Raw genomic sequence first — 26,014 nt, 5'->3', positions numbered from 1 at the left:
TGTAATCCCGATATTGGAGTTAAGGATTTTTAATCTCTTAGGTGGATTACAAATCCACAATTCATCAAGCCGAAATTGCAAATCTCGACTAACATTATGTTTGGTCTTTAATCCAAAGAACTACAGACCCAAGTTAAATAAACCTGATAAAGCGTAAAGCCCGGAACGAGGCACGAGTGAGGACTTGCAGCGATAGCAGGACTTTAGCAGCCGAAGTGCGCCAGACTTTGATTTCATAATAATATTATCTACACACTCAAGTGATACGGCATCGTTTAACATAAAAATGGTTGACAGTTAACAAGCTACCGCGATTAACCATCAACCATTCACTATAAAAACAATTGTTTTACTTTACCAGATAAGGCTGTAAAGCAGTTTTAATTTTTTCTTTATTCTGGCTTGCCGTCCATTTTTCTTTAATAGATTGATCGCCCAGGTTAAAAAGTGTTTCGTAAAGCAATTTGCCATTTGCCATAGTTTGTACTTTGAATGTGTTTTGCGAACCAATAATATCAGCCCAAATGCCACGTACATCTGCCCAATAGGTATGCTGGCTGGCCCACCATTTTTGCGCATATGCAAAAGTTTTAGGATCTATTTTCGTAAATTCTTCATAACCTTTTTCAACAGCTAAAAGTTTATCGCCACTAGCAGAACGCACAATTTTTTTATTGTCTTGCTCAAACATCCAACCATTTTTAGTAATGGTAATTCTGCTGCCACGGTTTAATACATTGTAATCTTTACGCACAGTAGATTCCCTTCTTGGCAATGGCGAGTCGGTTTCGCTCGACCAAGAATCGTGACCACCAACGTGGCTCCAGGTTCCGTAACCTTGATAACGTGGACTATCGTCAACCTGATAAACTTTTTGCGTCCATTTTCCTTTTACATCGGCTGGTGTTAAATTACCTTTTTTCCATGCATTCCCTTCGGTGTAAAGCATCATGTCGGTATCTTCATAAGTCCAGTCTTGACGCCAGTGTTTAATAACCGTTGTATCGTTAATGGCCAGCATGTGTTGAATTACAATTCTTTTAGGTTCATCTACAATAATCTCTGCCCATTCGTTACCATGGCTTTCATAAGGTTTACTGAATTTGTAGTTTGGATCTGGAGCGGTAACTTCCCCGTAGTTAAAATTAACTTCATAAAAACCAGCTAAAGATTTTATTGCCTTTCTATCCTTTTCCAGTTTTTCTTCCGGCGAATCAACTTTTGTTTGTGCATCAGCATTAAGGGTAATCATACCGGTTAACACTAAAATTAGGTTTAAAAATTTCATTTTTATGATCAATTAGAGGGTGCTTAGTTTTCCGCCACCGCGGATTTTTTTTTCTTTTTTCTCTTTCCCCACCAGATAATAAATCCGGTCATGGGTAAGCTTGCTGCAATTAAACTGGCAAAAAAAGCCATAATTTTTCCGGTTAATCCTAAAATGGCGCCCACATGGATATCGTAGTTCATGCCAATTACAGTTTCACCACCATTTTTTTCTGAGTGGTTTGTGCGATGTAATAACTTGCCCGAATACTGATCGAACTGAAGTACGTCGTAATTCCAAAACGTTTCTTTGCCTCGGTATCCCGTGGCATAAATGGTTGCTGTACCGCCTCCCGCGGGCGACATGGCAATGCGATCTTCATTTTTAAATATTTTTTTTGCTTGCTCAAAAGCAATATCAAAAGGAATTGAAGCAATGGTTTTGGTTGAATCTGATTTAACTTCTACCATTTTTGGGCGTTTGGTGGTTCCCGACGACACTACATAAACTGTTGTCTGGAACCATTGGAATGCCCAAACTAAGCCCGTTAAAGCCAACATTAAGCAGATTAACATTGCATAAAAGCCCAGTACATTGTGCAAGTCGTAATTAATGCGTTTAAATTTGGCCTTCCATTTTACTTTAAAACTCTTATCGAAGTTCGATTTTTTGAGGTTTTTAGGCCACCACATCACCATGCCCGAAATGAGCAGGAACACAAAAATGAAGGTAGACCATCCGATAATCTGTTGACCAATAGGGTGATTGATCAGTAAACTCCAATGGATCATTTTAACTACACCAAAAAACTCATATTTATAATCGGCAACCAAAGTTACTTTTCCCGTATAAGGATTAATCAGCACAACATCATAATAATCTATAGAATCGAAATACCAGAATGCTTTTGGGTTGCCCGGTTTAAAAACACCAAGTTCCCATGCCCTTTCCGGTGCGTTATAAGCAGATATAAAATTGATTTTCTTTTTATTTCCCAGTGCTTTTTCTGCATTGGCTTGTAATACGCTTAATGGTAGGGTTTTAGGGTTTGATGGAACTTCGATAAAAATCTCCTTACGGTGAATGAACTGGGTAATTTCTTTTTGAAAAACATAAATGCATCCTGTAATGCCCAACATAAATACGATTAACCCTGATGCGATGCCGAGCCATAGATGCAGCCAGTCACTGATCCGTCGCAGGCGCGATTTTTTATTTTTTGATTTTATTGATGGTTTTGTTGGTGCCATTAGCAAGCTGTATGAATAAAAGAACCAATTAGCCTTAAAAGAGCTAATTGGCTTTAAATTTTATAAAATTTTCGATTATTTAACTTCAGTAGTGTAGGTTACTAAATGCCAAACTTTATCGTAGTTTTTTCCGTTTAATTTTCCCGGTGTTTTATCTTCTTTAAAAGCTTCTATAAAATATCTGCCATTTTTTTCGGCCTTAAAGTTACATTTCCCTGATTCATCTGTTTTAAGCTCCTGTTTTTTTCGGCCGGGATCGATAATACTTACGCTTTGATTTGCAAATGCTGATTTATGAAATACAAATTCTGGCGAAGCCAATTTGCCGAACTCAGGTGCCGAATCTAAATGCACCGTAAATAAAGCATTTGACGGGAATGGTGGCGAATATTTTGGTCCATCTCCAATAACCTCACCATCGGTTACAAAAACATTAGCATACGTATAATATTCGATTTTTGCGTGCTCGTAAATTGCTGCAACCTCATGAACAATAGATAATCTGTAAAAACCTCCCTCATCTGGTGTAAAATTAGCTTTAAAGAAATTTATGTCTGGTGTACTTGTTAAAACCTTTGTTGTACCATTTGGAGCAGTTAAGATCAATTTAAAATCCTTTAAGTTGCTAAACCACTTGGCAGCAGAGTCGGGTTCGTTGCTTTCGTATTCGCCGAAGAAAACTTTTACTTCCTGTGCTTGTCCTTTTTTGCCTGTTGAGGCTGTTTCTATCCATAAAGCATGAGCAAATACACTCGAAATGCTAAAGACTAGAAAGAAAAATAGTAATGAAATTTTAGTTTTCATGTTTCTGGGTTGAGTTTTAAAACCAGGAGAGACTGATCTGATCCAGCTTCTCCTGATTGATTTAATTAAAATTTATAAGTAACACTTCCAGTATAGGTTCTCAGGTCCTGAGGGTTCATGGTGCTATAACCTGTCCAGTATTTTTGATTGGTAAAGTTGTCAGCTTTTACTCCAATCCTGAATCTTGAATGATCGTAAAATATGGAGGCATTGAAAACCTCATAAGCAGGTAATATAAATACCCCTTGGCTAACACTATTTACAATTTTATTGTCGCTGGCATAATTACCACCTGCACCTAAACCAAAACCTTTAAGTGAACCATTAATAAATTTATAGCTGATCCATAAGTTTGCAGAGTAGGGTGCTGCTGAATAGGCATCTCTTCTTCCTTCTACATCAGGCGAAGCATTTACCATGCGGTTATCGTTATAAGCGAAACCTGCAATGATATTTAAACCTTTAGCAGGATTGGCCACGATTTCGGCTTCGATACCCTTGCTAATTTTATTACCATCCTGGATTCGTGCATTAGGATTGCTCGCATCTTGATTATAACCCCTAACAATATCCTTAACCTTAATGTAGTAATATGATATAGATCCTGTTAGCTTGCCGTTAAGGATGTTGGTTTTAACACCACCCTCAATTTGGTTCGCCTGTTCTGCTTTAAAAGGATCACCTTTATAATCTATACCATTAATGTTATTAAAGCCATTCTGGTAGTTGGCAAATAACGATAGCTGATCTTTAATTGGCTGAAATACCAAGCCGAATTTTGGTGAGAAAACAGTTTGTTTGTAAGCACCTTTTGGAGCTGAACCTGCACGATCAGAATTGCCTTTGTTATCAAACCTGTCTACTCTTAAAGCGGCTAAGGCAATTAATCTGTCTGTTAAATTAATTATATCAGAAACATAAGCACTGTATGTATTGGTTTTGAAGTTATATGGATATTTAGGAACACTAGGAAGTGCTGCATAAAATGCCGCTAAATTGGCTTCGGTAAAATTATTGTAGTTGGCACCGGTTCCGTCTTTTTTGGTCAGATCAAAAGTATCGATCGAATAAAACAGTTGATCTGAGTTCTGGCGTAAATAATCTAATCCTAAAACCATTCTGTTCTTAATTGAGCCTAAATTAAATGCCCCGTTAAAATTTTGTTGTATTTCGTAGGTAAAGATTTTACTATTATCGGTTGATTGATCTGCTCTTGATATCAAATCGGCACCTGGTGCAGCCGTTGGATTACCCAATGGAGGATAGTTGTTTGGAACTAAGAACAAATAAGTACCACGGCCGTTAGAGAAACTATAGTTGCTTGAAAAGCTGGTATGTGATGACCAATTATCGTTAAACTTGTAATTAGCCTGTCCGAAGAAATTTGAGCTATTGTATTTCTGTTTCATAGCATCTCCGGTAAATGATTTGTCGTAAGCTATTCCAGATTGATCAGCCCTATCAAAACCAAGGTCTTTTACAGGGAAATAGAAGAAAACGAAAGGTTTTAGCGTACTATTTCCATTGGAAATTTCGGCATCGAAAACAAAGTCTAATTTATCGTTTACTTTATATGATAAGCTAGGGGCAATGAAGAAACCTTTATCGTAAACATTCTGCTGGAAAGAACCTTTGTAATTGTAAGAAGTATTTAATCGGGCGTAAATGTGGTTGTCTTTATCAACAGGAAAATTGAAATCGGTACTCACCCGGTTAAAATCGTAGCTACCCGTCGAAAAGCTTACAGCGCCTCCTATTCCTTCAAAAGGTTTTTTGGTTATGCGGTTAATTAAGCCACCATAGGAGGTTAATGTACTACCGAACAAGGTAGCAGATGGGCCTTTAATAAACTCTACATTTTCTAAGTTTGCAGCATCGTTACGGCCAGTTACGTTACCGGCAATTCCGTTTCTCAGTTTAGCCTGTACAATAAAACCTCTTGATGCGTAATAAGCACCACCATCACCTCCACGAGAGGTTGCTTCCCACATTTTTTGAACACCAGTAGCATTACGGGCAGCATCATCAACCGAAAACACCAACTGGTCTGCCATTGTTTCTTTTGTAATTGTAGTATATACCTGTGGATTTTCTAAGTTGTTAAGTGGCATTTTCGAAACAAATTCACTTTTCTTAGCGATATATTTATTTACACCCTGGTTAATATTTACTTCGTTGAGCTGATTTGAATTTTGGTTGATTACAAAATCCACAGTTTTGTTTTCGCCAGCTGAAATAACTACTGGTTTTTCTATATTTTGAATACCAACGGCTGACACCCTTAAGATATAAGCACCTGGTTTAATTCTTTGGATTTCGAAAACACCCTTTTCGTTGGTTACATTTCCTAAGCCTTTTCCTTTCAAACCTACCGAAATGTATGCGGCTGGTTTACCATCAGAGGTGGTTACTGTACCGCTTATGATTGAAAACTGTTGGGCAAAGGAAAATAAACCTATAAAAGACAGGAGTGTTGTTAAAATAAAAAGTCTGGTTTTAAACATTATTGTATTTTTATTTGGATTAATTCTAAACAGTTGCAAAATAACGTTACAGAATTGTATTATCCAAATTATTTTGAATTATTCTAAATAGACTAAAATAATGCGTATTTATCGAAATTTTTAATTTAAGATTTGCTAATGTACTAAAAGATTAGTTTAACGTTTTAGCCGCTCCTATAACTAGATTTTCCTGATTTTTCTTATAAAAATCTATTCGCTAATTAATGAGCTTGATCTGTTCGAAAAATGATACAAAATATGACTTATTTGGACTAAAAGTGCCATTTGCGCGCAATAGTGACATGTTCTGGCTTTTAAAAGTTCGGTGTCGAAGTGGCAAATGTTAAATAATGTTAAATTTTTCGGTTAAAATATGGTTTCATTTAGCTAAAAAGCAGTTAAATGGCAGGTAAAAAAGTTGATACTTTAGTTTAAAATCAAACCTAACTAACTAATCATCAATGGAAAAAAATTCTACAAGACATTCCTATGTGAAATTTTTAACGGCAACATTCTTTTATTTACTGATTCCCTGGCTGGCTTTTGCCCAGAAAACCATTAAGGGAACAGTTGTAGATGAAACTAACAAACCCATACCAGGGGTTTCGATTATCGAAAAAGGTACTAAGAATGGTACCGCTACAAACGCCGACGGAAAATTCAGCTTAACAGTTCAAAAAGAAGGTGTAATTATTGTAGCTAGAATTGTGGGCTATCGTTCAGCAGAGAAAACGGTTTCGGCAAGCGGCACATTAAACTTTTCTTTGGAAGAAGATAATAATACACTAAATGAAGTGGTTACTATCGGTTATCAAAAAATTACCAGAAAGAAAACTACAGCTGCGATTTCCAGTATTTCAGGGAAAGAATTGGCTAACTTACCTGCGGCAAGTTTTGATCAGTTGTTGCAAGGTCGTTTATCCGGAGTAAACGTTCAAAACTTTACTGGCCAGCCAGGTGTGGCACCTACCGTATCTGTAAGGGGTAACTCTACAGGTAGCACAAGTTATGATCAGTTTAATGTGATCAGATCACCGCTTTATGTGGTAGATGGTGTTCCGCAATCATCTGACGATTATGTTCCACCAGGAACTGGTACGGGCACCAACTACATGGCCGGCCTTAATCCGAATGATATAGAATCTATTGATGTGTTAAAAGATGCTTCAGCAGCAGCCATTTATGGTTCAAGAGCAGCCAATGGTGTAATTTTAATTACAACAAAAAAGGGTGTTGGCGGTGATACGAGAGTAAGCTTTAACTCTTATTATGGTATGGTGCAACGACCTAACTTAAGGCAGGCAACTATGGGTACTACGGAGCGCAGGCAAAAAATGGAGGTACTTCAAAGACAGCTAAGTTATGATCAGCGTGTACAATTGCCTTATATACTTACAGATAGTTTAAACCCAGCTTTTAATGGCCATACCGATTGGCAGGATTTATTTTATCAGACAGGTAAAATCAATGATAATAATTTAAGCATAAGCGGTGGTACTGATAATGGAACAACTTATCGTTTCAGTGGAGGGTATTATGATGAAGATGGTATTGTAAAAGGAACAGGCTTTAAACGTTATACTACGCGCTTAAATCTTACCTCGAGGGCAATGAATAAAAAATTGATGATCAACCCCATATTTTCTTATTCAAGTGCTAGCAGGGGCAGAGGAAACGAAGATCCAAACGATCCATCTAAGCCTACAAAAGTTGGTTCAGGGAATTTACCTTCCTCATTATTAAATGTATCTCCAGAAAAATTGGATTATTTCGTCAGTAAAGATGGTGAAAACTTAAACAGGAATGTGTCGAACCAATTTGGAGCCAACCTCAACCTGGCCTATGAATTTAATAAACACTTTACCTTAAATTCACAATCTTCCTATACTAGTAACAATAACCGTAGGGATGTAAGTATGAGCAATTTGTTAAATAATGGTTTTGGCAACAGCTCTTCCAGTTTCTCCTCAACAGATATGGGCTTAAGAACATCGAATTATTTGGCTTATAACGGTTCTATTAAAAAACATTCTTTTAGTGCAGTAGCGGGTCAGGATATAGAGTATAGTCTGTTTCAATCTACCCAGGCATCTGGTTATGGTGGTGCATCGGATAATATTCAGACCGTTACTGGTTTTAAGCAACAGAATATTTATGCTTATTCAAATTACCTCGCGCATGGATTGGTAGCTTATTATGGTCGTTTTAATTATGATTATGATGGAAAGTACCTTTTATCAGGAACGATGAGAACGGACGGTTCTTCTGGTTTTGGAGAAAATAATAAATATGGCGTGTTCCCTTCCATTTCTGCAGGATGGCTTCTTTCCGAAGAAAACTTTATGAAAAACTTAACCAATAACCCTTTTACACTGATTAAAATTAGAGGAAGTTATGGCGTGACAGGTAACGAAGATAAAAGAAATGCTTATGTGCAATATAATACCTACCAAGTTAACAATGGCTATTTTAGTGGAAATGGCGGAGCAACATCATATAATGGTGTAACCGCAATTACCCCTAATTTTGTAAATGGTGTTGCACAAAAGGATTTAAGCTGGGAGAAATCTACCCAATGGAATATTGGTACCGACATGGAAATTGATAACGGTAGATATGCCATTTCATTTGATGTGTATAACAAAGAAGTAAAACAAAAACTTTTTAATGTTGATTTGCCGGTTACATCAGGCTATGACAATGCTTTCACCAATGCATTTGCGGTTCGTAATGCGGGTATGGAGTTGACTTTAACTGCAAATCCTTTCCGCAAGGAATTTAAGTGGAATAGCTCTTTTAATATCTCTTATAATAAAAATCAGATCATGAGTTTGCCGAATGGTGGCCGTGATATTATTTTGAGCGGAGATCGTTTTGATAAAAACCACGTGCTTTCTGTAGGTAGTCCACTAAATGCTTTCTATTTATATCGTACAAAAGGCGTATTTTCTACTTCAGCAGATATTCCCCAGAATCCTTATACCGGAGAAAGATATAGAAACAGTAACGGAACATTTAGTGCAGGTGATTTTTATCTGGCAGATTTGGATGGAGATTATTTTATAGATATTTTTAATGATGGTATCAATCCGGATAAAGCGCCAATTGGAGATCCTAACCCACGTTTTACCGGTGGTTGGACCAATAACTTTTCTTATAAAAATTTCTCTTTGGGGATTTTCGTAACATTCACTCTAAAGCGTGACGTATTAAATCTATTTGATTCAGATCGTTTTACGAACTCAACTGATGCTAATGCGGTATATAACTTTGCCAGTGTCTCTTCACCGGATTTAAGTCGCCTGAACATCTGGAGAAACCCTGGAGATCAGGCTGAATATGCAAAACTCGATTTGGGATCCTATCGATATTATTATACGGCTGCACAATCCTTTTTCCTCGAAAAAGGTGGCTATGCAAGGATCAAAAGTATCAATCTTGGTTATGATTTCAGCCCTAAAATCGTAAGAAAATTAGGCTTAAGTCAGCTGAAATTATACGCTATTGCTGATAACGTATATATGTTCCAGCAGTCAAAAAAATTACCAGATGCAGAAGCTGTTAGCGGATATGGGGAGTATAATGGAACCGGATATCCTATTCCAAGAAAATATACTTTAGGTGTACAAGTTCAATTTTAATATCGTCAATAAATGAAAAATATAATCACAAAAATCGGTGTACTTATCGTAGTGGCTACAGCGGTTACCGTAAGTTCCTGTAAAAAATTATTATATGAGGAACCTAAGGACGCGCCTTACGAACAAACCTTCTGGCAGTCATCAAGGGATGTAAGAAGTGCCATCGCTGGTAATTATGCCATGATGCGTAGTGCGATTACTAATAAAAACAATCGTTATTTTATGTATGGTGATGCTATTGCCAAAAACTATTTTACGATCCAGTATACAGGGGATGGTTTAGAAGGAATTCAGGGTGGAGATTTTACCTTTCAATACAATCTTAATACGCTGGCAAATTATACTTTATATTATAAAAGTATTGCCATGTCTAATCTGATTTTGAAAAAAGTTAATGCCATGAGCGATGCGCAATTGTCTGCTGAAGACGATCCTGCACAATTCCGGAATTCAGCGATTGGTCAGGCATATTTCCTTCGTGCATTAAGTTACTTTATGATGGTAAGGGTATGGGGCGATGTACCTTTAGTTACAGAATCTTACGATGATCCGATCAATGCGCCTCAACTACCTAGAAGTTCGAAATCTGAGGTAATGAAATTAGTTGAAAATGATTGTCACAAAGCCATTAATCTATTAAGCTGGAATTATGCCAATACCGGAGACGCAAAGGTTACTGCAAATAAAGGTTCAGTGTATGCCCTTTTAGCGCATTTGTATCTTTGGAGAGCAACCATGTCTGACGTTTCAGTTGATGCGCCTAATTTGACTGATGTGAACAATGCCGATACGACCATAAATACATTAATTAGCAAAGGAGGCTATGCTTTAACAGATACCGCTAATTATAAAAATACTTTTATTGGTCGTTCTTCTGAAGGCATATTCGAAATTAACATTAGCGAGAATACATTGGAAGGTTCTAATAGTTCCATAGGTTCTTATTTTTTAAATGAGAATTATATTAAAGGTAATGGAAACAATCCACGTTTTTATACCACGCTTCTGTATCTTAATAATCATTTCGAAACAACTACTGATATCCGTTATAAAAAGGGCTTTGACCTTGCTAACCCAGATAAACCAATGAGTATAAAGTACAGTAATGTAACGTACAGAAATCCTGGGCAAAAATTAGACCCTTATCTAAGCAATAACATTATCATTTTCAGACTGGGCGATATGAAACTACTTAAGGCGGAAATTGCACTTTATAAGAAGGATGCAGCAACAGCTATTGGTATTATCAATGATTTCAGAAAAAGAAATGACCCAAATCCGGTATTAATTCCTGCTGGAAGCTCCGTAGATCAGGTAATGGATGAATATGCTTATGAGCGTGGTAAAGAAATGTATCTGGAAGGACATTTATTCTATGATTTGCTTAGGACCAGAAGATACGGTCTTATCGTAGATTGGCTTACAGAAAGCAGGTTTAGAAGAGAAGGTTTTTATTGGCCTGTAGACCCTGCATTGTTTAGAAACAATCCGTTATTGAAACAAACACCATATTGGTTGGGTAAAGTATAAGTTGTTTTTATTAAGAGATTAAAAATATGAAAAATAATATATTAGTATATCTTTCATTAATATTACTGGCGCTAACGGCTTGTAAAAAAAATGATTATAAAAGGGATGGCGGCCCAAGTGACCCCAATGTAAACTTAAGTACTTACGATTACTTAAAGTCTAACCGCAATTTCGATTCCTTAGTGAAAGTGATAGACAGGGCAGGTTTAAAAGATGCGGTAAATGGTAATGTAACCCTTTTTGCAACTACAAATTATGGCATAGCTACGTATGTGAAAGCCAAAAAATATCAGAAATCTATCCAGCTTGGAACAGAAAACTTTGACTTCGGTATCAAAGATATTCCGGCACAGGAATTAAATGATTCATTAAAGACCTATTTATTTGCGGGCAAGATCAACAGAGACCAGATGACCGTTAGCGGTAAGCTTTATAATAGTTTACTCGGAGCTATTCCAAATGTTCAATATTTGATCAAATTAAGACGTTCTTACGAGTATACACAGTATGTTAATTATGTGGATTATGTAACGTATACTAAAGTAATCGGAACCCGCGATGATCAGGAGGCGGATCAAAGTACTATTCCTGATTCACAAAAAGATAAGGCTGTGGATTGCCAAACGTCAGGAATCATTACCACAAATGGTATTGTTCATGTATTAAATGGAAACCACAGGTTATTTTTTAATGCACAGTCTTTGGGCAATTAATTTAATCGCAATTAATTATGAAAATGAAATATATTTTAGGCTTATTACTCTTGTTAAGTGCAGTGGCCTGTAAAAAAATACAGAATGGTTTTCTAAGTGATTCCATTCGATATAAAGACAATAATATTTACGTGAAAAGAGGCTTGCCTCTTTTTCAATCAGATAGAATTAATGCAGATGGTTCTACACCGCCTTTTACCTATAAATTACTCAATTTGAGAAAAGAAGATGGTTCTCCTGCGCCTGCAGAGTTTTCGAAGGAATATGAAATTACTGTTTTTAAGACAGGTGCCAATTTTGATCCTGAAACAGATGTAACCCTCGAGCTTTTGAATAAGAAAAGAGAGGTGGTTAAAAAGAAACCAATGGAGTTTAATGAATTGAGCGGACAGCTTACCTTTAACAGAGCATCTGGTTTCTTACCCTTGGGAAGATATGTATATGATGTAGAAATGACTAATGGTACTGGTACCAAGCTATTTCCTAAATTAGCAACAATTAATGTGGTGGATCCCACTATAGATGATTTGTTTGAAATTACAGATAATGTAGCTAACGGCTTTAATGATGTTACAGGTGCAGTAACGCCAATGAAAAACCCAATCATTACCTGTACAAAAATTTCATCTTTAGGTGCAAGAGCTATACTGAAAATGGTGGATAAAAATGGAAATGTCTTTAATCCTAAAGCAAAAGAAATCATAGCAAGGGGAGATAGGCCAATTTTTGAAAACTATGCTAAATTCAACCCGGTTATTCAAACGGACACCGCTATGATCTGCGATTTTGAGTTAGCACCTTTTCCTTTAACAAAATATGTTACACCAACTACCGATTGGGGTTTTTTAATGTATTATAGAATACCGAGTACCTTTATAAAATCAATAGATGGCTTTCCATCATCACCAGGTTTCTCTGTAAACCCAAGGTGGTCTTGGAGACTCAAATTAGAAGGTACTTATGTAATACAGGTGAAATTTCCTGATGTAATTAAAAAATAGAAAAGAATGCCATCTCCTTAACAGGAAGATACTTTCTTTTTTTAATACAAAGCAAAAACGGCAATTTTCATATTGAAAATTGCCGTTTTTTATAAAGGGCAAGCACAAAAGCTTCTTTTTATTTGATCAATATAACCTGTAAACTTAATGGGCGTTCAGTTTCATTTGCAGGTGTTACCAAACCGCCACAAATAATGTCATAATGATAACCCGCTGTAAAACTAGTGCTGGCGGAGGTAGCCTTAACTGTTCCTGATGAAGTTTCTTTTGCATCCAATGTATAAGCCCCTGCATCTACAGCAATGAAGCTACTCGCGTTCTTATAGGCCTTATTGGTAGCCAGCATGGAAGTTGAACCGGTTTTTGCCAGGTCTAAAGCAGGAGCATCAGGCGATAAATTGATAAAACGGATGTAAGCTTTATCGGTTGACGGAATTGAAAGATCATCACTAATGGTATAAATATCTAATGCAGCCGGCTTATTAATTAAATAAACAGAATAATAGGTACTTGTATTTAAAGTAATGGTTTTGGTTAACAAACTCTCTGTACTGCTGGCTGTCGTAAATTTTAAACTGTAAGTGCCCGAGGTAGAAGAAAGATAAGCAGCAGAGCCCCCAAATGGTAAGGCGGCCGAATTAACCATGTTGCCATTAAAGTAAGCGTTGTAAGTAGCCAAAGAAGGTGATGTATTGATTACTCTTAAATAAGATATATTAGGATCAGTAGTTTCGGTTTTTTTACATGAAGTGAATGCTGTAAAAGCAATTAGAGCAAATAAAGTGATCGATTTGAAATGAAATGACGTAAAATTCTTCATACGGTTAAAATTTGATTTAATATTTAAGGGGTACCCATAAAACGGTAGTCAGATCGCATTCGCTACAGACATACAAATATTGGGTTTAAGCAGTATTGCAGGATGTTAAATGATGTTAAGCAGGTGTTAAAGTTTACCTCCTTTTTTTAACAATGTTAAAATTGTCAATAGAACCTATAGCCAAAATGTACAATACTCAAAATTTTTTAAATTTATAAGTAGCCTATAATACTTGTTTAAGTCAGGTTAATCCAATAAAATGAAAAGCTTAACATAAAAAAAACGAGATATTATTGTGTAACTCGATTTTTATTTAAACCTTTGCACCTCAATAGAGTTAAAGCCGTTTTAATACGCAAGAAATGATTAAACAAATTTTATATAAACTTTCAATTTCCACAGCACAAACTGTGTCTGGGAAAGGTTTGTTTATTAATCATTTTCAACCCGTATTTTATTATCCCACAAGCCGGCAAAATTTCACTCCACGTATTTAGTACCCGCACTAAACGTAACGAGGAATTGATCCTCTCTAAAAACCCAATTAACAAGAATACTTATAATTTTTCGTTAGAAAACGAATGGATATTAACGAATTTATAGTGCAGGTTGCACTTCCTGAACATCGTGTATTTGCAGAAGAAATAGTAACCGAAATGGCAGAATCGGCAAAAGCTCGTGGAACAGGCATTGCCAAGCGTTCACCAGAATATATTTCTAATAAAATGCAAGAGGGCAAATCGGTTATTGCTTTCCATAAGGATGGCTCTTGGGCAGGATTTTGCTATATAGAAACCTGGAGCCACGGACAGTTTGTGGCCAATAGTGGTTTGGTAGTAAGCCCCAAATACCGCAAAGCGGGATTGGCAAAAGCCATTAAGAATGAAATTTTCGGTTTATCGAGAAGGTTGTACCCCAAGGCAAAAATTTTTGGTTTAACAACTGGCTTAGCGGTGATGAAAATAAATTCAGACCTAGGCTATGAGCCTGTAACTTACAGCGAACTTACCCAGGATGAAGAATTTTGGAAAGGCTGCCAGAGCTGCGTAAACTTCGAAATTTTAAAAATGAAGGAACGCAAAAACTGTATGTGTACGGCTATGCTTTACGATCCGGCTGAAAAAAAACACGAAGTAGCCAAGCAATTTGCCGAAGAACTGCAAAAGAAACCCAAATTATACGAGCGTTTTATGCGCATTAAACAGCGTTTAGTTGTTAAACCTAAACCAAAAAATGGCTTAAAAGCCCTTTTATTTTTATTTACCTTTTTATTTAAATAGCATGAAAAAAGTTGTTTTAGCATTTAGCGGAGGCTTAGATACCTCATTTTGTTGTATTTACCTGGCACAAGACCGTGGATTGGAAGTTCACTCAGTAATTGTAAATACTGGTGGTTTTTCTGATGAAGAATTACAGGAAATCGAGAAAAGAGCATATGCTTTAGGTGTAAAATCGCATGCTGTTGTAGATGAAACTGAAAGTTACTATGAAGGATGCATTAAGTACCTGGTTTTTGGTAACGTATTAAAAAATGCTACTTATCCACTATCGGTAAGTGCAGAACGTGTTAGTCAGGCAACTGCTATTGCTAACTATGTGAAAAAAATTGGTGCAGACTATGTAGCTCATGGAAGTACCGGTGCAGGTAACGATCAGGTACGTTTCGATATGATCTTCAATATCCTTATCCCAGAGGTTGAAATCATTACGCCAATTAGAGATTTAAAATTATCACGCGAGGCGGAAATCGAATATTTGGCAAGTCATGGTATTGAGTATAGTGCCGAAAAAGCAAGATATTCGATTAACAAAGGTTTATGGGGAACTTCAGTAGGTGGAAAAGAAACTTTAACTTCTCACGAAACCTTGCCAGAAAGTGCCTGGCCTACACAGGTTTCGGAAACAGAATCGCGTAAGGTAGAATTAACCTTCGAAAAAGGCGAACTGGTTGCTATTGATGGTGAAAAATTAGCACCTGTTAGGGCAATCCAAAAATTACAGGCAATTGCTCAACCTTTCGGTATCGGTAGAGATATCCACGTTGGTGATACCATTATTGGTATTAAAGGCCGTGTAGGTTTTGAGGCCGCTGGTCCCATTATCATTATCAAGGCGCACCATACTTTGGAAAAACACACCTTAACCAAATGGCAGTTAAGCTGGAAAGAACAACTTTCATCTTTCTATGGTAATTGGTTACACGAAGGTCAGTTCCACGATCCAATTATGCGGAATATTGAGGCTTTTTTAACTGATACACAAAAATTTGTGAGCGGCAAAGTGTTTGTAGAACTATTGCCCTACCGTTTCCAGATTATCGGAATTGAATCTGACCACGATTTAATGAGCAATAAATTTGGTAGTTACGGCGAAATGAACAATGCCTGGAGCGGAGAGGACGTTAAAGGGTTCTCTAAAATATTCGGTAACCAGGTAATGATCTGGCATAAAGTAAATAACGAGGCATAGTCTCAAAGGCAGATGACAGATGGTTTAAGGTTTAAGGCTGCATTAGCATTTAAACCTTAAGCCCTTAGGCCTCAAACCCTAAACCTTTTTAAATATGAAAATTAAAGCAGGAATAATTGGCGGCGCAGGTTATACCGGAGGCGAAATGCTACGTATTTTGATTAACCACCCAAATGTTGAAATTGCTTTCGTAAATAGCACAAGTAACGCTGGAAACTTAATTTCTGATGTACACACCGATCTGATCGGTGATACTGATTTAAAATTCGTGAGTGATATTTCTCAAGATATCGATGTATTGTTTTTGTGTGTTGGCCATGGTGATGCGAAAAAGTTTTTAGCTGCTAATCCGATTAGAGATAACATTAAAATCATCGATTTGTCTCAGGATTTCAGGTTGCATGAAAAATCTACATTCGAGAAGCGAGAATTCGTTTACGGACTCCCTGAGTTAAACCGCGATAAAATTAAATCGGCTAAAAATATTGCTAACCCTGGTTGTTTCGCAACTTGTATTCAATTGGGCTTGTTGCCATTGGCCGCTAAAGGCTTGATCAAGAATGAGGTTCATATTAATGCAACTACGGGGTCAACAGGTGCAGGACAGGGTTTATCTGCTACTTCTCATTTCAGTTGGAGAAATAATAACCTTTCCATTTATAAAGCATTTGAACACCAGCATCTGAACGAGATTAGCGAGAGTTTGTTGCAATTGCAGCCTTCGCTTTCTGAAGCTTTAAGTTTTATCCCACAACGCGGGGCATTTACCAGAGGTATTTTAGCAGCCATGTACCTAGAAAGTGATTTAAGTTTGGAAGAAGCACAAAACATCTACGAAGCATATTACAGTACTCATCCTTTTACGCATGTAAGTCGGAAAAACATCGATTTAAAACAGGTTGTGAACACAAATAAGGCACTGGTACATATAGAAAAACATGGTGGTAAATTATTTATCATCAGTATCATTGATAACCTGTTAAAAGGTGCCAGCGGACAAGCGGTTCAGAATATGAATTTAATGTTCGGCTTGGATGAAACAGCGGGACTTAAGTTAAAAGCCGCGAATTTTTAGGTAGAAGGGACCAAAGCTGAAAGACTAAAGTCTAAAGCGAAGGTAGCATGAAGAATAACTAAAACATCAAATGAGAGACTATCAAAAATTAGAAGTTTGGAAAAAATCACATCTAATGGTTTTACATGTGTATAAAGTTATTTTGCCTGCTTTTCCTCCTCATGAGAAATACGATTTGCAAAGTCAGGTTAAAAGAGCGGCATATTCTGTCCCACTAAATATTGTTGAGGGAGCAGGACGGCGGACCGAAAAAGATTTTGCCCACTTTCTCGATAATGCGTTGGGCTCAGTACAAGAAATGGAATATGCTTGTTTTCTAGCGAAGGATTTAGAATATCTAGAAGAAAGCAAATATTTAGAAATTTATAAAATGGCCGGTGAAGTTAAAGCAATGTTAATTGGCTTAATTAAACACCTTCGACAATAACCAAGATTAAATACTATCGGATTGGGCTTGCTGCTATATGAAATGTTACAGGAAGCTTTGGTCTTTGGTCTTTAGTCTTTAAACTTATTCAAAATGAACTTATTCGACGTTTACCCACTTAACGATATAGAAATAACAAAAGCGGCAGGCAGCAATGTTTGGGCTGCTAACGGACAACAATATTTAGATTTATATGGCGGTCATGCTGTAATTTCAATTGGGCATACTAATCCACATTATGTAAACCGTTTAACCGATCAATTAAATAAAGTTGGCTTTTACTCTAATTCAGTTAAAATTCCTTTACAGGTTCAGCTTGCAGCGAAACTTGGTGAAGTTTCTGGCAAAAAAGATTACCAATTGTTTTTGTGTAATTCTGGAGCTGAGGCAAATGAAAATGCTTTAAAGTTAGCTTCGTTTTATAACGGAAGAAAAAAGGTAATTGCTTTTACGGGTGCTTTCCACGGACGTACGTCTTTGGCTGTTGCCGTAACTGATAACCCTAAAATTGTAGCGCCGGTTAATCAGACCGAAAATGTAATCTTTTTGCCTTTTAATAACGAGGTTGCTTTAGAAGAAACTTTTAAAGCACAAGGCAATGAAATTTCGGCTGTTATTATTGAAGGTATCCAAGGTGTTGGCGGGATTAAAGAAGCGTCGAAAAGTTTCTTGCAGAAAATCCGCTCACTTTGCGATGAATATAATGCCGTTTACATTGCCGATAGTGTACAATGTGGTTACGGGCGTACAGGGTCGTTTTATTCGCACGACTATTCAGGTGTTGAAGCAGATGTGTACAGCATGGCAAAAGGAATGGGTAATGGATTTCCGGTAGCTGGAATCTCTATTGCACCTAAATTTAAACCTTGGCATGGAGAGTTGGGTACAACTTTCGGTGGTAACCATTTAGCTTGTGCTGCGGCTTTAGCTGTTTTGGAAGTAATGGAAAAAGATAACCTCATCAAAAATGCCGAAGAAGTTGGAAATTACTTGATAGCCGAACTGAAGAAATTTGAGCAGGTAGTAGAAGTGCGTGGCCGTGGGTTAATGATTGGTATTGAGCTACCTGCCGAGCTGGCACATGTTAAAAAAGAATTATTGTTTACACACCATATTTTTACCGGCGAGGCAAAACCGAATGTAATCCGTTTATTGCCAGCATTAAATTTAACGAAAGCACATGCTGATGAGTTTTTGGCAGCTTTTGGTAAATTAGTAAAATAGATATTGTGTAATAGGTCGATCATCATGCTGAATTTATTTCAGTATCTCCTGCTTGAGGCCTTGAAATAAGTTCAGGGTGACGGATCGGGATAAATTAATTTAGATTAAAAAATGAAACTTTTCACTTCCGTACACGATGTTCCAAGCATCAAACAATTTGTAAATGATGCACTTGCATTAAAGGCAAATCCTTATGCACACCAGGATTTAGGTAAAAACAAAACCTTAGGGCTGGTTTTTATGAATCCGAGCTTACGTACCCGGTTAAGTACGCAAAAAGCGGCCTTAAATTTGGGTATGAACGTAATGGTGATGAATATGGATAAAGAAGGTTGGGCTTTAGAAACTCAGGATGGCGTGGTAATGAATGGTTCGACCGTTGAACATATCCGTGAAGCTGCAGCTGTAATGGGGCAATATTGCGATATTTTAGGCCTGCGTTCTTTCCCAAAACTGAATAACCGTGAGGAAGATTATAGCGAAGATTTTTTCAATAAGTTTGTGAAATATTGTGCTGTACCGGTAGTAAGTTTAGAGAGTGCAACACGTCATCCTTTACAAAGCTTTGCCGATATTATTACCATTCATGAAACCTGGACAAAGAAACCAGATGGCCGCAAGCCAAAAGTAGTTTTAGCCTGGGCACCTCATGTTAAGGCATTACCTCAAGCTGTGCCGAATTCTTTTGCAGAGTGGATGTGCAAAGCTCAGGCAGAAGGTATGATCGATTTTACAATCGCTCAGCCAGAAGGTTACGAACTTTCGGAAGATTTTACGCCTAATGCCGATATTCAGTATAATTTGGAAGAAGCTTTAGCCGGTGCCGATTATGTGTATGTGAAGAACTGGAGTAGTTATAAGGAGTACGGAAAAGTATTAACTTATCCTGACGGCTGGATGATGAATAATGAGAAATTAAAATTTACAAATGATGCTAAAGTAATGCATTGCTTGCCTGTACGCCGGGATCTGGAATTATCATCAGAGATTTTGGATGGACCAAATTCATTGGTTATTCACGAAGCCGGAAACCGTTTATGGGCCGCACAAGCGGTAATTAAAGCGATGTTGGAAGAATTGAAATAAAAAAACTCGTCATTGCGAGGCACGAAGCAATCTTAATGCGGTAGAAAATAACATACCTACAGTTGTAAGATTGCTTCGTGCCTCGCAATGACGAAAATGTGAAATTATGAAACAACTTACTATCATAAAAATCGGCGGAAACGTAATCGATAATTCAGAAAACCTACATCAGTTTTTATTGGATTTTACGGCTTTGCCCGGAGATAAGATACTGGTTCATGGGGGGGGTAAAATTGCAACCGAATTGGGCGAATCGCTAGGTATTGAGGCTAAAATGATTGAAGGCCGACGGATTACCGATATCGAAACCCTTCGGATTGTAACCATGGTTTATGCAGGTTTGATCAATAAAAACATGGTTGCCCAACTACAGGCAAAAGGCAGCAATGCCATAGGTTTGAGCGGTGCAGATGGAAATGTGATCAAAGCAACAAAGCGTCCGGTAAAAACGGTAACATACGGCGCTGCTCCCGGACCGTTGGCGGGTGCGGTAATCGATTATGGTTATGTTGGCGATTTAGATGAAAACTCTGTGTCTTCAAATACTTTAGACAGCTTGCTGAAGGCAGGCTTGGTTCCGGTATTTTGTGCTATTACCCACGATGGAAATTCGCAGTTACTCAATACCAATGCCGATACTATCGCTTCTTCAGTTGCGGTGGCGATGTCGGCTTTATACGAAACACGTTTGGTATATTGCTTTGAGAAAAAGGGGGTACTTAAAGATGTGAATGATGATGGTTCTGTGGTAAGAGAAATCAAAGCGGATGAATTTGAAGATTTAAAAGCAAATGGAACAGTACAAGGTGGAATGATCCCTAAATTGCATAATGCCTTTGAAGCGATTAAAAAGGGAGTATCAGCGGTATATATCGGTAAAGCCGATGAGTTGGCTGAACTTGCTGAGGGAACTTTTGGAACAAAGATGTTGAAATGAGGTAGAAGGCAGGATGGTTGAAGGAAGTTTTGGCGATGTACATAAACTCAGCACTAAAAATTTTAACCACCAAGATGCAAAGGCACCGATTTACATTTGTAATTCTTTCTTGTGTTAGCTTTCTGAATGTAGATTTTGTAGGCATTTAGAGGGGAAAAAGAAACCGATTAACTACTGCTTTTGCAAACTAAACCTGATAGTAATGAAAAGCTCCCGATTTTTCATCGGGACTTGTAATGGATAGCGGGACTGAAATATCAATAGAATTACTGAAATTGCTTTTCAAAAACCGTAGAAAAAAATATAAATCTGTAATCAAATAATCTGTGTAATCAAGCCGCAGGAAGGAAAATTAGAAATCATGTCAAAAAAAATAGCTATAATTGGTAGTGGAAATATCGGTTTATCTTTAGCAAAAGGTTTGGTGAAAGCCAACTTTGCCCAAGCTACCGACATTACGCTTACCCGTAGAAACACCGACCACTTAAAATCTTTTGCTGAAGTTGGTTTTAACATTAGCAATAACAATAAACAGGCTGTAGCCGATGCTGATATTGTAATTTTGGGCGTTCTGCCCCAACAATTAAACACTGTTTTAGACGAAATTCAAACTTCAATCGTTCAGGCTAAACATCTGGTTATTTCGGTAATTTCGGGTGTGAGTTGTGCTGCTGTTAGAGAAAAATTAGGTGATAAAGTTGAAGTGGTTCGTGTAATGCCAAATACGGCAATCGCCATTGGTCAATCTATGACTTGCATAGCCAGCGATAACGCATCAGCAGAGAACATTGCTGATGTAACCAAAATGTTCGAAACTGTAGGATCTGTTGTGAAAATAAATGAAGATTTAATGACTTCAGCAACAGCACTTTGTGCTTGTGGTATTGCATTTTTCCTGAGGGCAATAAGGGCAGCCTCGCAAGGTGGGGTAGAAATCGGTTTTCATGCTGATGAAGCTTTAAAAATGGCTGTTCAAACGGCTAAAGGAGCGGCCGATTTGCTTTTATTACACGGAACACACCCAGAATCAGAGATAGATAAGGTAACTTCGCCGAAAGGTTGCACTATTGCTGGCTTAAATGAAATGGAGCATAACGGTTTTAGCTCATCGCTGATAAAAGGTATTAAACTTTCGGCCTTAAAAGCCGGAAATTTATATACTAAAGAGGGCTAGAGGTGTAAGGCTTAAGGTCTTAACTACGGCATCAAAAGAATAAGCCGAAAGCAAAATAAAAGGTAGAAAGTTTAAAGATGTGTTTATTCTTGATACTTACTACTAATTACTTGATACTATGTTACTAGAAAATATACAAAAAGAAAGTCTGGATTTATTGCGGCAGTTAATCCGTATCCAGTCTTTTAGTAAAGAAGAAGACAGAACTGCGAATTTAATTGCCCAGTTTTTGGAAGAGAGAGGGATTAAGACCCAGCGTAAAATGAACAACGTTTGGGCTTACAATAAACATTTTGATGCTAATAAGCCAACCTTGTTGCTAAACTCGCACCACGATACGGTTAAGCCAAATTCTGGTTATACCCGCGATCCGTATGATGCAGCAATTGAAGGTGATAAACTGTTTGGTTTGGGCAGTAACGATGCCGGTGGTTGTTTAGTTTCGCTGATCGGAACGTTTTTATATTATTACGAGCAGGAAGATTTAAAATACAACATCTGTTTGGCAGCAACTGCCGAGGAAGAAATTTCGGGCAATAATGGCTTAGAATTGGTTCTTCCAGATTTGGGCGAACTGGAGTTTGGTATCGTTGGCGAGCCAACAGAAATGAATTTAGCCATTGCTGAACGAGGCTTGTTGGTATTAGATTGTGTGTCTCATGGAAAAGCCGGTCATGCGGCCCGTGAAGAGGGAGAGAATGCCATTTACAAAGCCCTAAAAGATATTGAGTGGTTTAGAAATTATCAGTTCCCTAAAGTATCGGAGGTTTTCGGTCCGTTAAAAATGACGGTTACCATCATCAATGCAGGTTCGCAACATAATGTTGTTCCGGCAAATTGTACTTTTACGGTTGATGTACGTGTAACAGATGCCTACACCAACGAAGAGGTTTTAGAGATTATCAGGGCAAATGTTGATTGTGATGTTACCCCACGCTCTATCCGTTTAAAACCATCGTCGATTGATAAAAACCACCCGGTTGTTCAGGCAGGAGTAGCACTTGGAAAAACCACCTATGGTTCGCCTACTACTTCTGATCAGGCACTATTAGATATTCCATCGGTAAAATGTGGTCCGGGTTTTTCTGGCCGTTCGCACATGGCCGATGAATTTTTATATGTTAGAGAAGTAGCTGAGGGTGTTGAAGGATATGTTAATATGTTAAAACCGGTAATCAACGGTAAATAGTAAGAAAGCCTCAGATCCATTAGATCTGAGGCTTCCTCAAAATAGTTAATTCTCTTCGCCTCCATCAAAGGCCCTCGCCTCTAAGTGTTTTTCCATATCTAATCGGTTTACCCCTTTGCTCCACCATTCAGGAGCAGGTTTCCCTTTAAGCATATAATCGAAATACTCCATCATCCGTACAGCATAATCTTTACGGTTTGGCAATTTTGCAATTCCGTGGTTTTCGCCACGATAGGTAATCATCACCACAGGTTTGTTCAACCTTCTTAAACCATTGTAATATTCAATGCCTTGGGTAAAATCTACAGCTCCATCTTTATCATTGTGTAAAAGCAATAATGGCGTTTGTACTTTTTTGATGTGATATACTGGCGAGTTGCGGGCGAAAGCATCCCAGTTATCCCAATAACCAGGCGTTAACCTGCCTTGACTGGCTTCGAAAATAGCCTGGTTGGTGCCACCGCTATTCCAGTAAATTAGGCTATACATGCTTATCATGTTGGTTAAAGGTGCTCCAGCTGCGGCAGCTTTAAAAATATTGGTTTGGGTAATTAAAAATGAAGTTTGATAACCTCCCCAGGAGTGACCATGTATGGCCACATTTTTTTCATCAACAATTCCGGTAGCAATGGCTGTCTTTACTGCAGGCACTACACAGGCAACGGCCGACATGCCCGGATCATTCAACTTGTATTTAATATCTGGCATTAAAACAGCGTATCCATTACTGGTGTACATCGCTTTGTTGAAACCTCCACCAGGAAACGTAGGCATGGTATAGGTATTCAGGTCATCAGTTAACCTTTCATAAATGTATGTAATGGTAGGATAAGCTTTTCCGGGAACATAATTGGCCGGCAAATAAATGGCCGCTTGCAGGCTATCGCCATTTGCACTCACATAGTCAATTAATTTTACACCCGAAGACCAGGCATATTTAGCCTGATCTGGAGTATTTGTGGTTACTTTCTTGGCAGCACTTAAATCACCAGCTGTACTTACATAATAATCTGGAGATTGCTGAAAATTACTTTTGGTATAAGTAAAAACTTTAGCTTGTTCTGCTTTTGCAAAACTTTGGTAAGCATTGTCGTCTAGGAATAAAATGTTGATCTTAGATTTACCTGCAGGTAAAATCCCGATACCGTTTTTCTTGTTTTTGGTGTTAAATACCGCAAAATACTGGTCTTTGCTTAAATCAACACCTTTCTCATCAGCATCAATACGGAAACGAGTAGCCACTTCGGTTTTCTTGCTTTTCCAATTATCGGATAGTGGTGTAATACTATTTCCGTCAGCAGAGATTTTCCATAAATCGTAATTGTCTTTAATTAATGCGTACTTAGAATCGGCCGACCAGCCAAGGTTTTGTGTTGCAGGTTTAACTACATTATGGTCATCTAATTCATCAACAAAAGAAGATTTAATCTTACTGGTAAGGTTCGCCGTTTTTCCACTTTCTAAATTAATACTATAAAATACACCGTCAACATAATAACTGGCTAAAGTTCCGTTTGGGGCAACCACAAGTCTTCCTCCGTTAGAGGCATACATTTTTTCAAATAGTAATTTCTTGCCAAAGGTTTTAAGATTGATCAGATAAACGTCCACATAACTTTGCCCATCTAAATTTCCCATCAGCTCATACTTTGAATTATCGTAGCCAATCGCGTATAAACTTTTTGGGTTTACACTAACTGAGCGCATGTTGCTATCTGCAAGTTGGATGAATTTTTTATCCGCAATGCGGTAAGCACTTAGATAACTAAAGTTTTTATCACGCATTTCTTGCGTTTGTTGTGCTGACTGTAGTCTCTTATCCTGCCAATTCCAGATAATCATATCAGGTTTCTCGATATCATCTTTCTTAACTTCTGGTTTGGCCTTAGCTAAAGTGTCTGATTTCTTATCTTCCTTTTTTTCCTCTTTCTTTTCTTCTTTTTTGGTCAATGTATTAACGCCAAGGAACAAAACCGTTTGATCGTCAGACCAGAATGGAGTGGCGTTGGTGTTGATACCCATATTGGCCGGGAATATTTTGTCGTCAATACCATTATATATTACCTTGTTTGTTAAATCTCCATTGATTTTGTTAAAACCAAGCATGCTGTATACATCATCTTTGTATTTATCATTTTTATTAGCTTTAAGCAAGGCAAATGCAGTTCCCTGTTCATTCCACCCAAGTTTTTGATAAACGGCTTTATCATTATCAAGCGCTGTGGTAATGCCTGTTTTCATATCACGTAAAAAAATACCGTTTCCATTTTGCCCGGCAGCATCGATAACATAAGCAAACTGGCTTCCTGTTTTGTTGAAGGCAAATTCTGAAACATTACCAAGGTTGTAACTTTTTTTTGAGATAAGGTTATAAAGCAGTACGTCGGTACCCTTCGGTGCATCTTTCTCTTTCGAAGCATTTTCTGCAGGCGCAAACTGGATGGCAATCCACTCAGGTGATTTCTCAGAAAAGCTAAAACTTTTTACCTTTTCGAAAGCTGTCTGTTTATTATCACTCAATGAAACCAGCAAGAGTTTATCATAAACTGGTTTGTTTGTTTTTTTTGCCGCTTTAGCTTCGCTATCCTTAAGTGTAACTTTAAAAGCAGCAAATTTTGAATCGTTTGAAAATGAGATGCTATTGGCCGTTGCTCCAATTGGGTAATTGCGGCTTAAAGTATCATTGGTTTTTCTAATCGTCATCTTTAGATCTCCCTCAACCGGTCCGCTGGCTAGAGCAATCCATTCACCGTTAGGCGATAAAGTAGCAGGTCTATTAAAGGTCCATTTAGAAACATCTTTCCAGCCTAATGCTGGTTTTTCCTGTGCCTGTAGCTGATATATAACAAGCATGAAAAAAACGGTGGAGAACAGTTTTAGGGATTTCATAATAAGTTTAAGTT

At 37.6% G+C, this 26,014-nt stretch carries 19 protein-coding genes; 13 read left to right on the top strand and 6 right to left on the bottom strand.

Features of this window, described 5'->3' with window-relative positions; genetic code table 11:
* Positions 1-349 precede the first annotated feature (349 nt).
* The 4 genes from FHT21_RS24270 to FHT21_RS24255 all read right to left on the bottom strand — a co-directional run bounded on the left by FHT21_RS24270 (position 350) and on the right by FHT21_RS24255 (position 5,825).
* Positions 350-1,288 carry a DUF6607 family protein gene (locus FHT21_RS24270; protein WP_167297275.1) on the bottom strand — a complete coding sequence of 313 codons (939 nt, stop codon included), beginning with the start codon at positions 1,286-1,288 and terminating at the stop codon, positions 350-352.
* A gap of 23 nt (positions 1,289-1,311) precedes the next feature.
* Positions 1,312-2,517 carry a PepSY-associated TM helix domain-containing protein gene (locus FHT21_RS24265; protein WP_167297274.1) on the bottom strand — a complete coding sequence of 402 codons (1,206 nt, stop codon included), beginning with the start codon at positions 2,515-2,517 and terminating at the stop codon, positions 1,312-1,314.
* Positions 2,518-2,592: 75 nt separating this feature from the next.
* Complete coding sequence (locus tag FHT21_RS24260) at positions 2,593-3,321, bottom strand: DUF4198 domain-containing protein (protein WP_167297273.1); 729 nt, start codon at positions 3,319-3,321, stop codon at positions 2,593-2,595.
* Positions 3,322-3,386: 65 nt separating this feature from the next.
* Positions 3,387-5,825, bottom strand: a complete 2,439-nt coding sequence (locus FHT21_RS24255) for a TonB-dependent receptor (protein WP_167297272.1) — start codon at positions 5,823-5,825, stop codon at positions 3,387-3,389.
* 461 nt (positions 5,826-6,286) lie between these two features.
* Here FHT21_RS24255 and FHT21_RS24250 point away from each other — a divergent pair, with 461 nt between their 5' ends.
* Genes FHT21_RS24250 through FHT21_RS24235 form a run of 4 tightly spaced genes read left to right on the top strand, consistent with a single transcriptional unit; the run spans position 6,287 to position 12,710 of the window.
* Complete coding sequence (locus tag FHT21_RS24250) at positions 6,287-9,466, top strand: SusC/RagA family TonB-linked outer membrane protein (protein ID WP_167297271.1); 3,180 nt, start codon at positions 6,287-6,289, stop codon at positions 9,464-9,466.
* A 12-nt stretch (positions 9,467-9,478) separates the two neighbouring features.
* The gene (locus tag FHT21_RS24245; RefSeq protein WP_167297270.1) at positions 9,479-10,996 is read left to right on the top strand and encodes a RagB/SusD family nutrient uptake outer membrane protein; all 1,518 of its coding nucleotides are present in this window, start codon (positions 9,479-9,481) and stop codon (positions 10,994-10,996) included.
* Positions 10,997-11,022: 26 nt separating this feature from the next.
* Positions 11,023-11,709 carry a hypothetical protein gene (locus FHT21_RS24240; RefSeq protein WP_167297269.1) on the top strand — a complete coding sequence of 229 codons (687 nt, stop codon included), beginning with the start codon at positions 11,023-11,025 and terminating at the stop codon, positions 11,707-11,709.
* A gap of 17 nt (positions 11,710-11,726) precedes the next feature.
* On the top strand, positions 11,727-12,710 hold the full coding sequence (locus FHT21_RS24235) for a DUF5007 domain-containing protein (protein ID WP_167297268.1): 984 nt from the start codon (positions 11,727-11,729) through the stop codon (positions 12,708-12,710).
* Positions 12,711-12,828: 118 nt separating this feature from the next.
* On the opposite strand, the gene FHT21_RS24230 is transcribed toward FHT21_RS24235, so the two are convergent.
* A complete protein-coding gene (locus FHT21_RS24230; protein ID WP_167297267.1) occupies positions 12,829-13,530 on the bottom strand; it encodes a DUF4397 domain-containing protein in 702 nt (233 codons plus the stop codon).
* Positions 13,531-14,111: 581 nt separating this feature from the next.
* On the opposite strand from FHT21_RS24230, the gene FHT21_RS24225 reads away from it, so the two are divergent.
* The 9 genes from FHT21_RS24225 (at position 14,112) to FHT21_RS24185 (ending at position 23,111) form a co-directional block, all read left to right on the top strand.
* Positions 14,112-14,810, top strand: a complete 699-nt coding sequence (locus FHT21_RS24225) for a GNAT family N-acetyltransferase (RefSeq protein ID WP_167297266.1) — start codon at positions 14,112-14,114, stop codon at positions 14,808-14,810.
* 1 nt (position 14,811) lies between these two features.
* Positions 14,812-15,999 (top strand): argininosuccinate synthase, encoded by a 1,188-nt coding sequence (argG, locus tag FHT21_RS24220; protein ID WP_167297265.1) that lies wholly within the window; start codon positions 14,812-14,814, stop codon positions 15,997-15,999.
* Between the two features lie 94 nt (positions 16,000-16,093).
* Complete coding sequence (gene argC / locus FHT21_RS24215) at positions 16,094-17,074, top strand: N-acetyl-gamma-glutamyl-phosphate reductase (protein ID WP_167297264.1); 981 nt, start codon at positions 16,094-16,096, stop codon at positions 17,072-17,074.
* A 70-nt stretch (positions 17,075-17,144) separates the two neighbouring features.
* Positions 17,145-17,501: a four helix bundle protein gene (locus FHT21_RS24210; protein ID WP_167297263.1), complete on the top strand. Its 357-nt coding sequence runs from the start codon at positions 17,145-17,147 to the stop codon at positions 17,499-17,501.
* 93 nt (positions 17,502-17,594) lie between these two features.
* Positions 17,595-18,725: an aminotransferase class III-fold pyridoxal phosphate-dependent enzyme gene (locus FHT21_RS24205; RefSeq protein WP_167297262.1), complete on the top strand. Its 1,131-nt coding sequence runs from the start codon at positions 17,595-17,597 to the stop codon at positions 18,723-18,725.
* Between the two features lie 111 nt (positions 18,726-18,836).
* Entirely contained in the window at positions 18,837-19,811 is a 975-nt protein-coding gene (locus tag FHT21_RS24200) for an acetylornithine carbamoyltransferase (protein WP_167297261.1), read from the top strand.
* 106 nt (positions 19,812-19,917) lie between these two features.
* The gene (argB, locus tag FHT21_RS24195; protein ID WP_167297260.1) at positions 19,918-20,748 is read left to right on the top strand and encodes an acetylglutamate kinase; all 831 of its coding nucleotides are present in this window, start codon (positions 19,918-19,920) and stop codon (positions 20,746-20,748) included.
* 361 nt (positions 20,749-21,109) lie between these two features.
* On the top strand, positions 21,110-21,922 hold the full coding sequence (gene proC, locus FHT21_RS24190) for a pyrroline-5-carboxylate reductase (RefSeq protein ID WP_167297259.1): 813 nt from the start codon (positions 21,110-21,112) through the stop codon (positions 21,920-21,922).
* A gap of 118 nt (positions 21,923-22,040) precedes the next feature.
* Positions 22,041-23,111, top strand: coding sequence for a M20 family metallo-hydrolase (locus FHT21_RS24185; RefSeq protein ID WP_167297258.1), 1,071 nt, complete (start codon positions 22,041-22,043; stop codon positions 23,109-23,111).
* Positions 23,112-23,156: 45 nt separating this feature from the next.
* Here FHT21_RS24185 and FHT21_RS24180 read toward each other — a convergent pair whose 3' ends face one another.
* Positions 23,157-26,000, bottom strand: coding sequence for a prolyl oligopeptidase family serine peptidase (locus FHT21_RS24180; protein ID WP_167297257.1), 2,844 nt, complete (start codon positions 25,998-26,000; stop codon positions 23,157-23,159).
* Positions 26,001-26,014: the final 14 nt, after the last annotated feature.

This window comes from Pedobacter sp. SG908, assembly GCF_011759615.1.
Lineage (GTDB): Bacteria > Bacteroidota > Bacteroidia > Sphingobacteriales > Sphingobacteriaceae > Pedobacter > Pedobacter riviphilus.
Note: the sequence above shows the minus strand (reverse complement) of the source record. Positions and strands in the feature narration are given on the sequence as shown.

Coding starts and splice junctions, on each gene's coding strand:
- FHT21_RS24270 (WP_167297275.1), bottom strand. CDS start 1,288: ATGAAATTTTTAAACCTAATTTTAGTGTTAACCGGTATGATTACCCTT.
- FHT21_RS24265 (WP_167297274.1), bottom strand. CDS start 2,517: ATGGCACCAACAAAACCATCAATAAAATCAAAAAATAAAAAATCGCGC.
- FHT21_RS24260 (WP_167297273.1), bottom strand. CDS start 3,321: ATGAAAACTAAAATTTCATTACTATTTTTCTTTCTAGTCTTTAGCATT.
- FHT21_RS24255 (WP_167297272.1), bottom strand. CDS start 5,825: ATGTTTAAAACCAGACTTTTTATTTTAACAACACTCCTGTCTTTTATA.
- FHT21_RS24250 (WP_167297271.1), top strand. CDS start 6,287: ATGGAAAAAAATTCTACAAGACATTCCTATGTGAAATTTTTAACGGCA.
- FHT21_RS24245 (WP_167297270.1), top strand. CDS start 9,479: ATGAAAAATATAATCACAAAAATCGGTGTACTTATCGTAGTGGCTACA.
- FHT21_RS24240 (WP_167297269.1), top strand. CDS start 11,023: ATGAAAAATAATATATTAGTATATCTTTCATTAATATTACTGGCGCTA.
- FHT21_RS24235 (WP_167297268.1), top strand. CDS start 11,727: ATGAAAATGAAATATATTTTAGGCTTATTACTCTTGTTAAGTGCAGTG.
- FHT21_RS24230 (WP_167297267.1), bottom strand. CDS start 13,530: ATGAAGAATTTTACGTCATTTCATTTCAAATCGATCACTTTATTTGCT.
- FHT21_RS24225 (WP_167297266.1), top strand. CDS start 14,112: ATGGATATTAACGAATTTATAGTGCAGGTTGCACTTCCTGAACATCGT.
- argG (WP_167297265.1), top strand. CDS start 14,812: ATGAAAAAAGTTGTTTTAGCATTTAGCGGAGGCTTAGATACCTCATTT.
- argC (WP_167297264.1), top strand. CDS start 16,094: ATGAAAATTAAAGCAGGAATAATTGGCGGCGCAGGTTATACCGGAGGC.
- FHT21_RS24210 (WP_167297263.1), top strand. CDS start 17,145: ATGAGAGACTATCAAAAATTAGAAGTTTGGAAAAAATCACATCTAATG.
- FHT21_RS24205 (WP_167297262.1), top strand. CDS start 17,595: ATGAACTTATTCGACGTTTACCCACTTAACGATATAGAAATAACAAAA.
- FHT21_RS24200 (WP_167297261.1), top strand. CDS start 18,837: ATGAAACTTTTCACTTCCGTACACGATGTTCCAAGCATCAAACAATTT.
- argB (WP_167297260.1), top strand. CDS start 19,918: ATGAAACAACTTACTATCATAAAAATCGGCGGAAACGTAATCGATAAT.
- proC (WP_167297259.1), top strand. CDS start 21,110: ATGTCAAAAAAAATAGCTATAATTGGTAGTGGAAATATCGGTTTATCT.
- FHT21_RS24185 (WP_167297258.1), top strand. CDS start 22,041: ATGTTACTAGAAAATATACAAAAAGAAAGTCTGGATTTATTGCGGCAG.
- FHT21_RS24180 (WP_167297257.1), bottom strand. CDS start 26,000: ATGAAATCCCTAAAACTGTTCTCCACCGTTTTTTTCATGCTTGTTATA.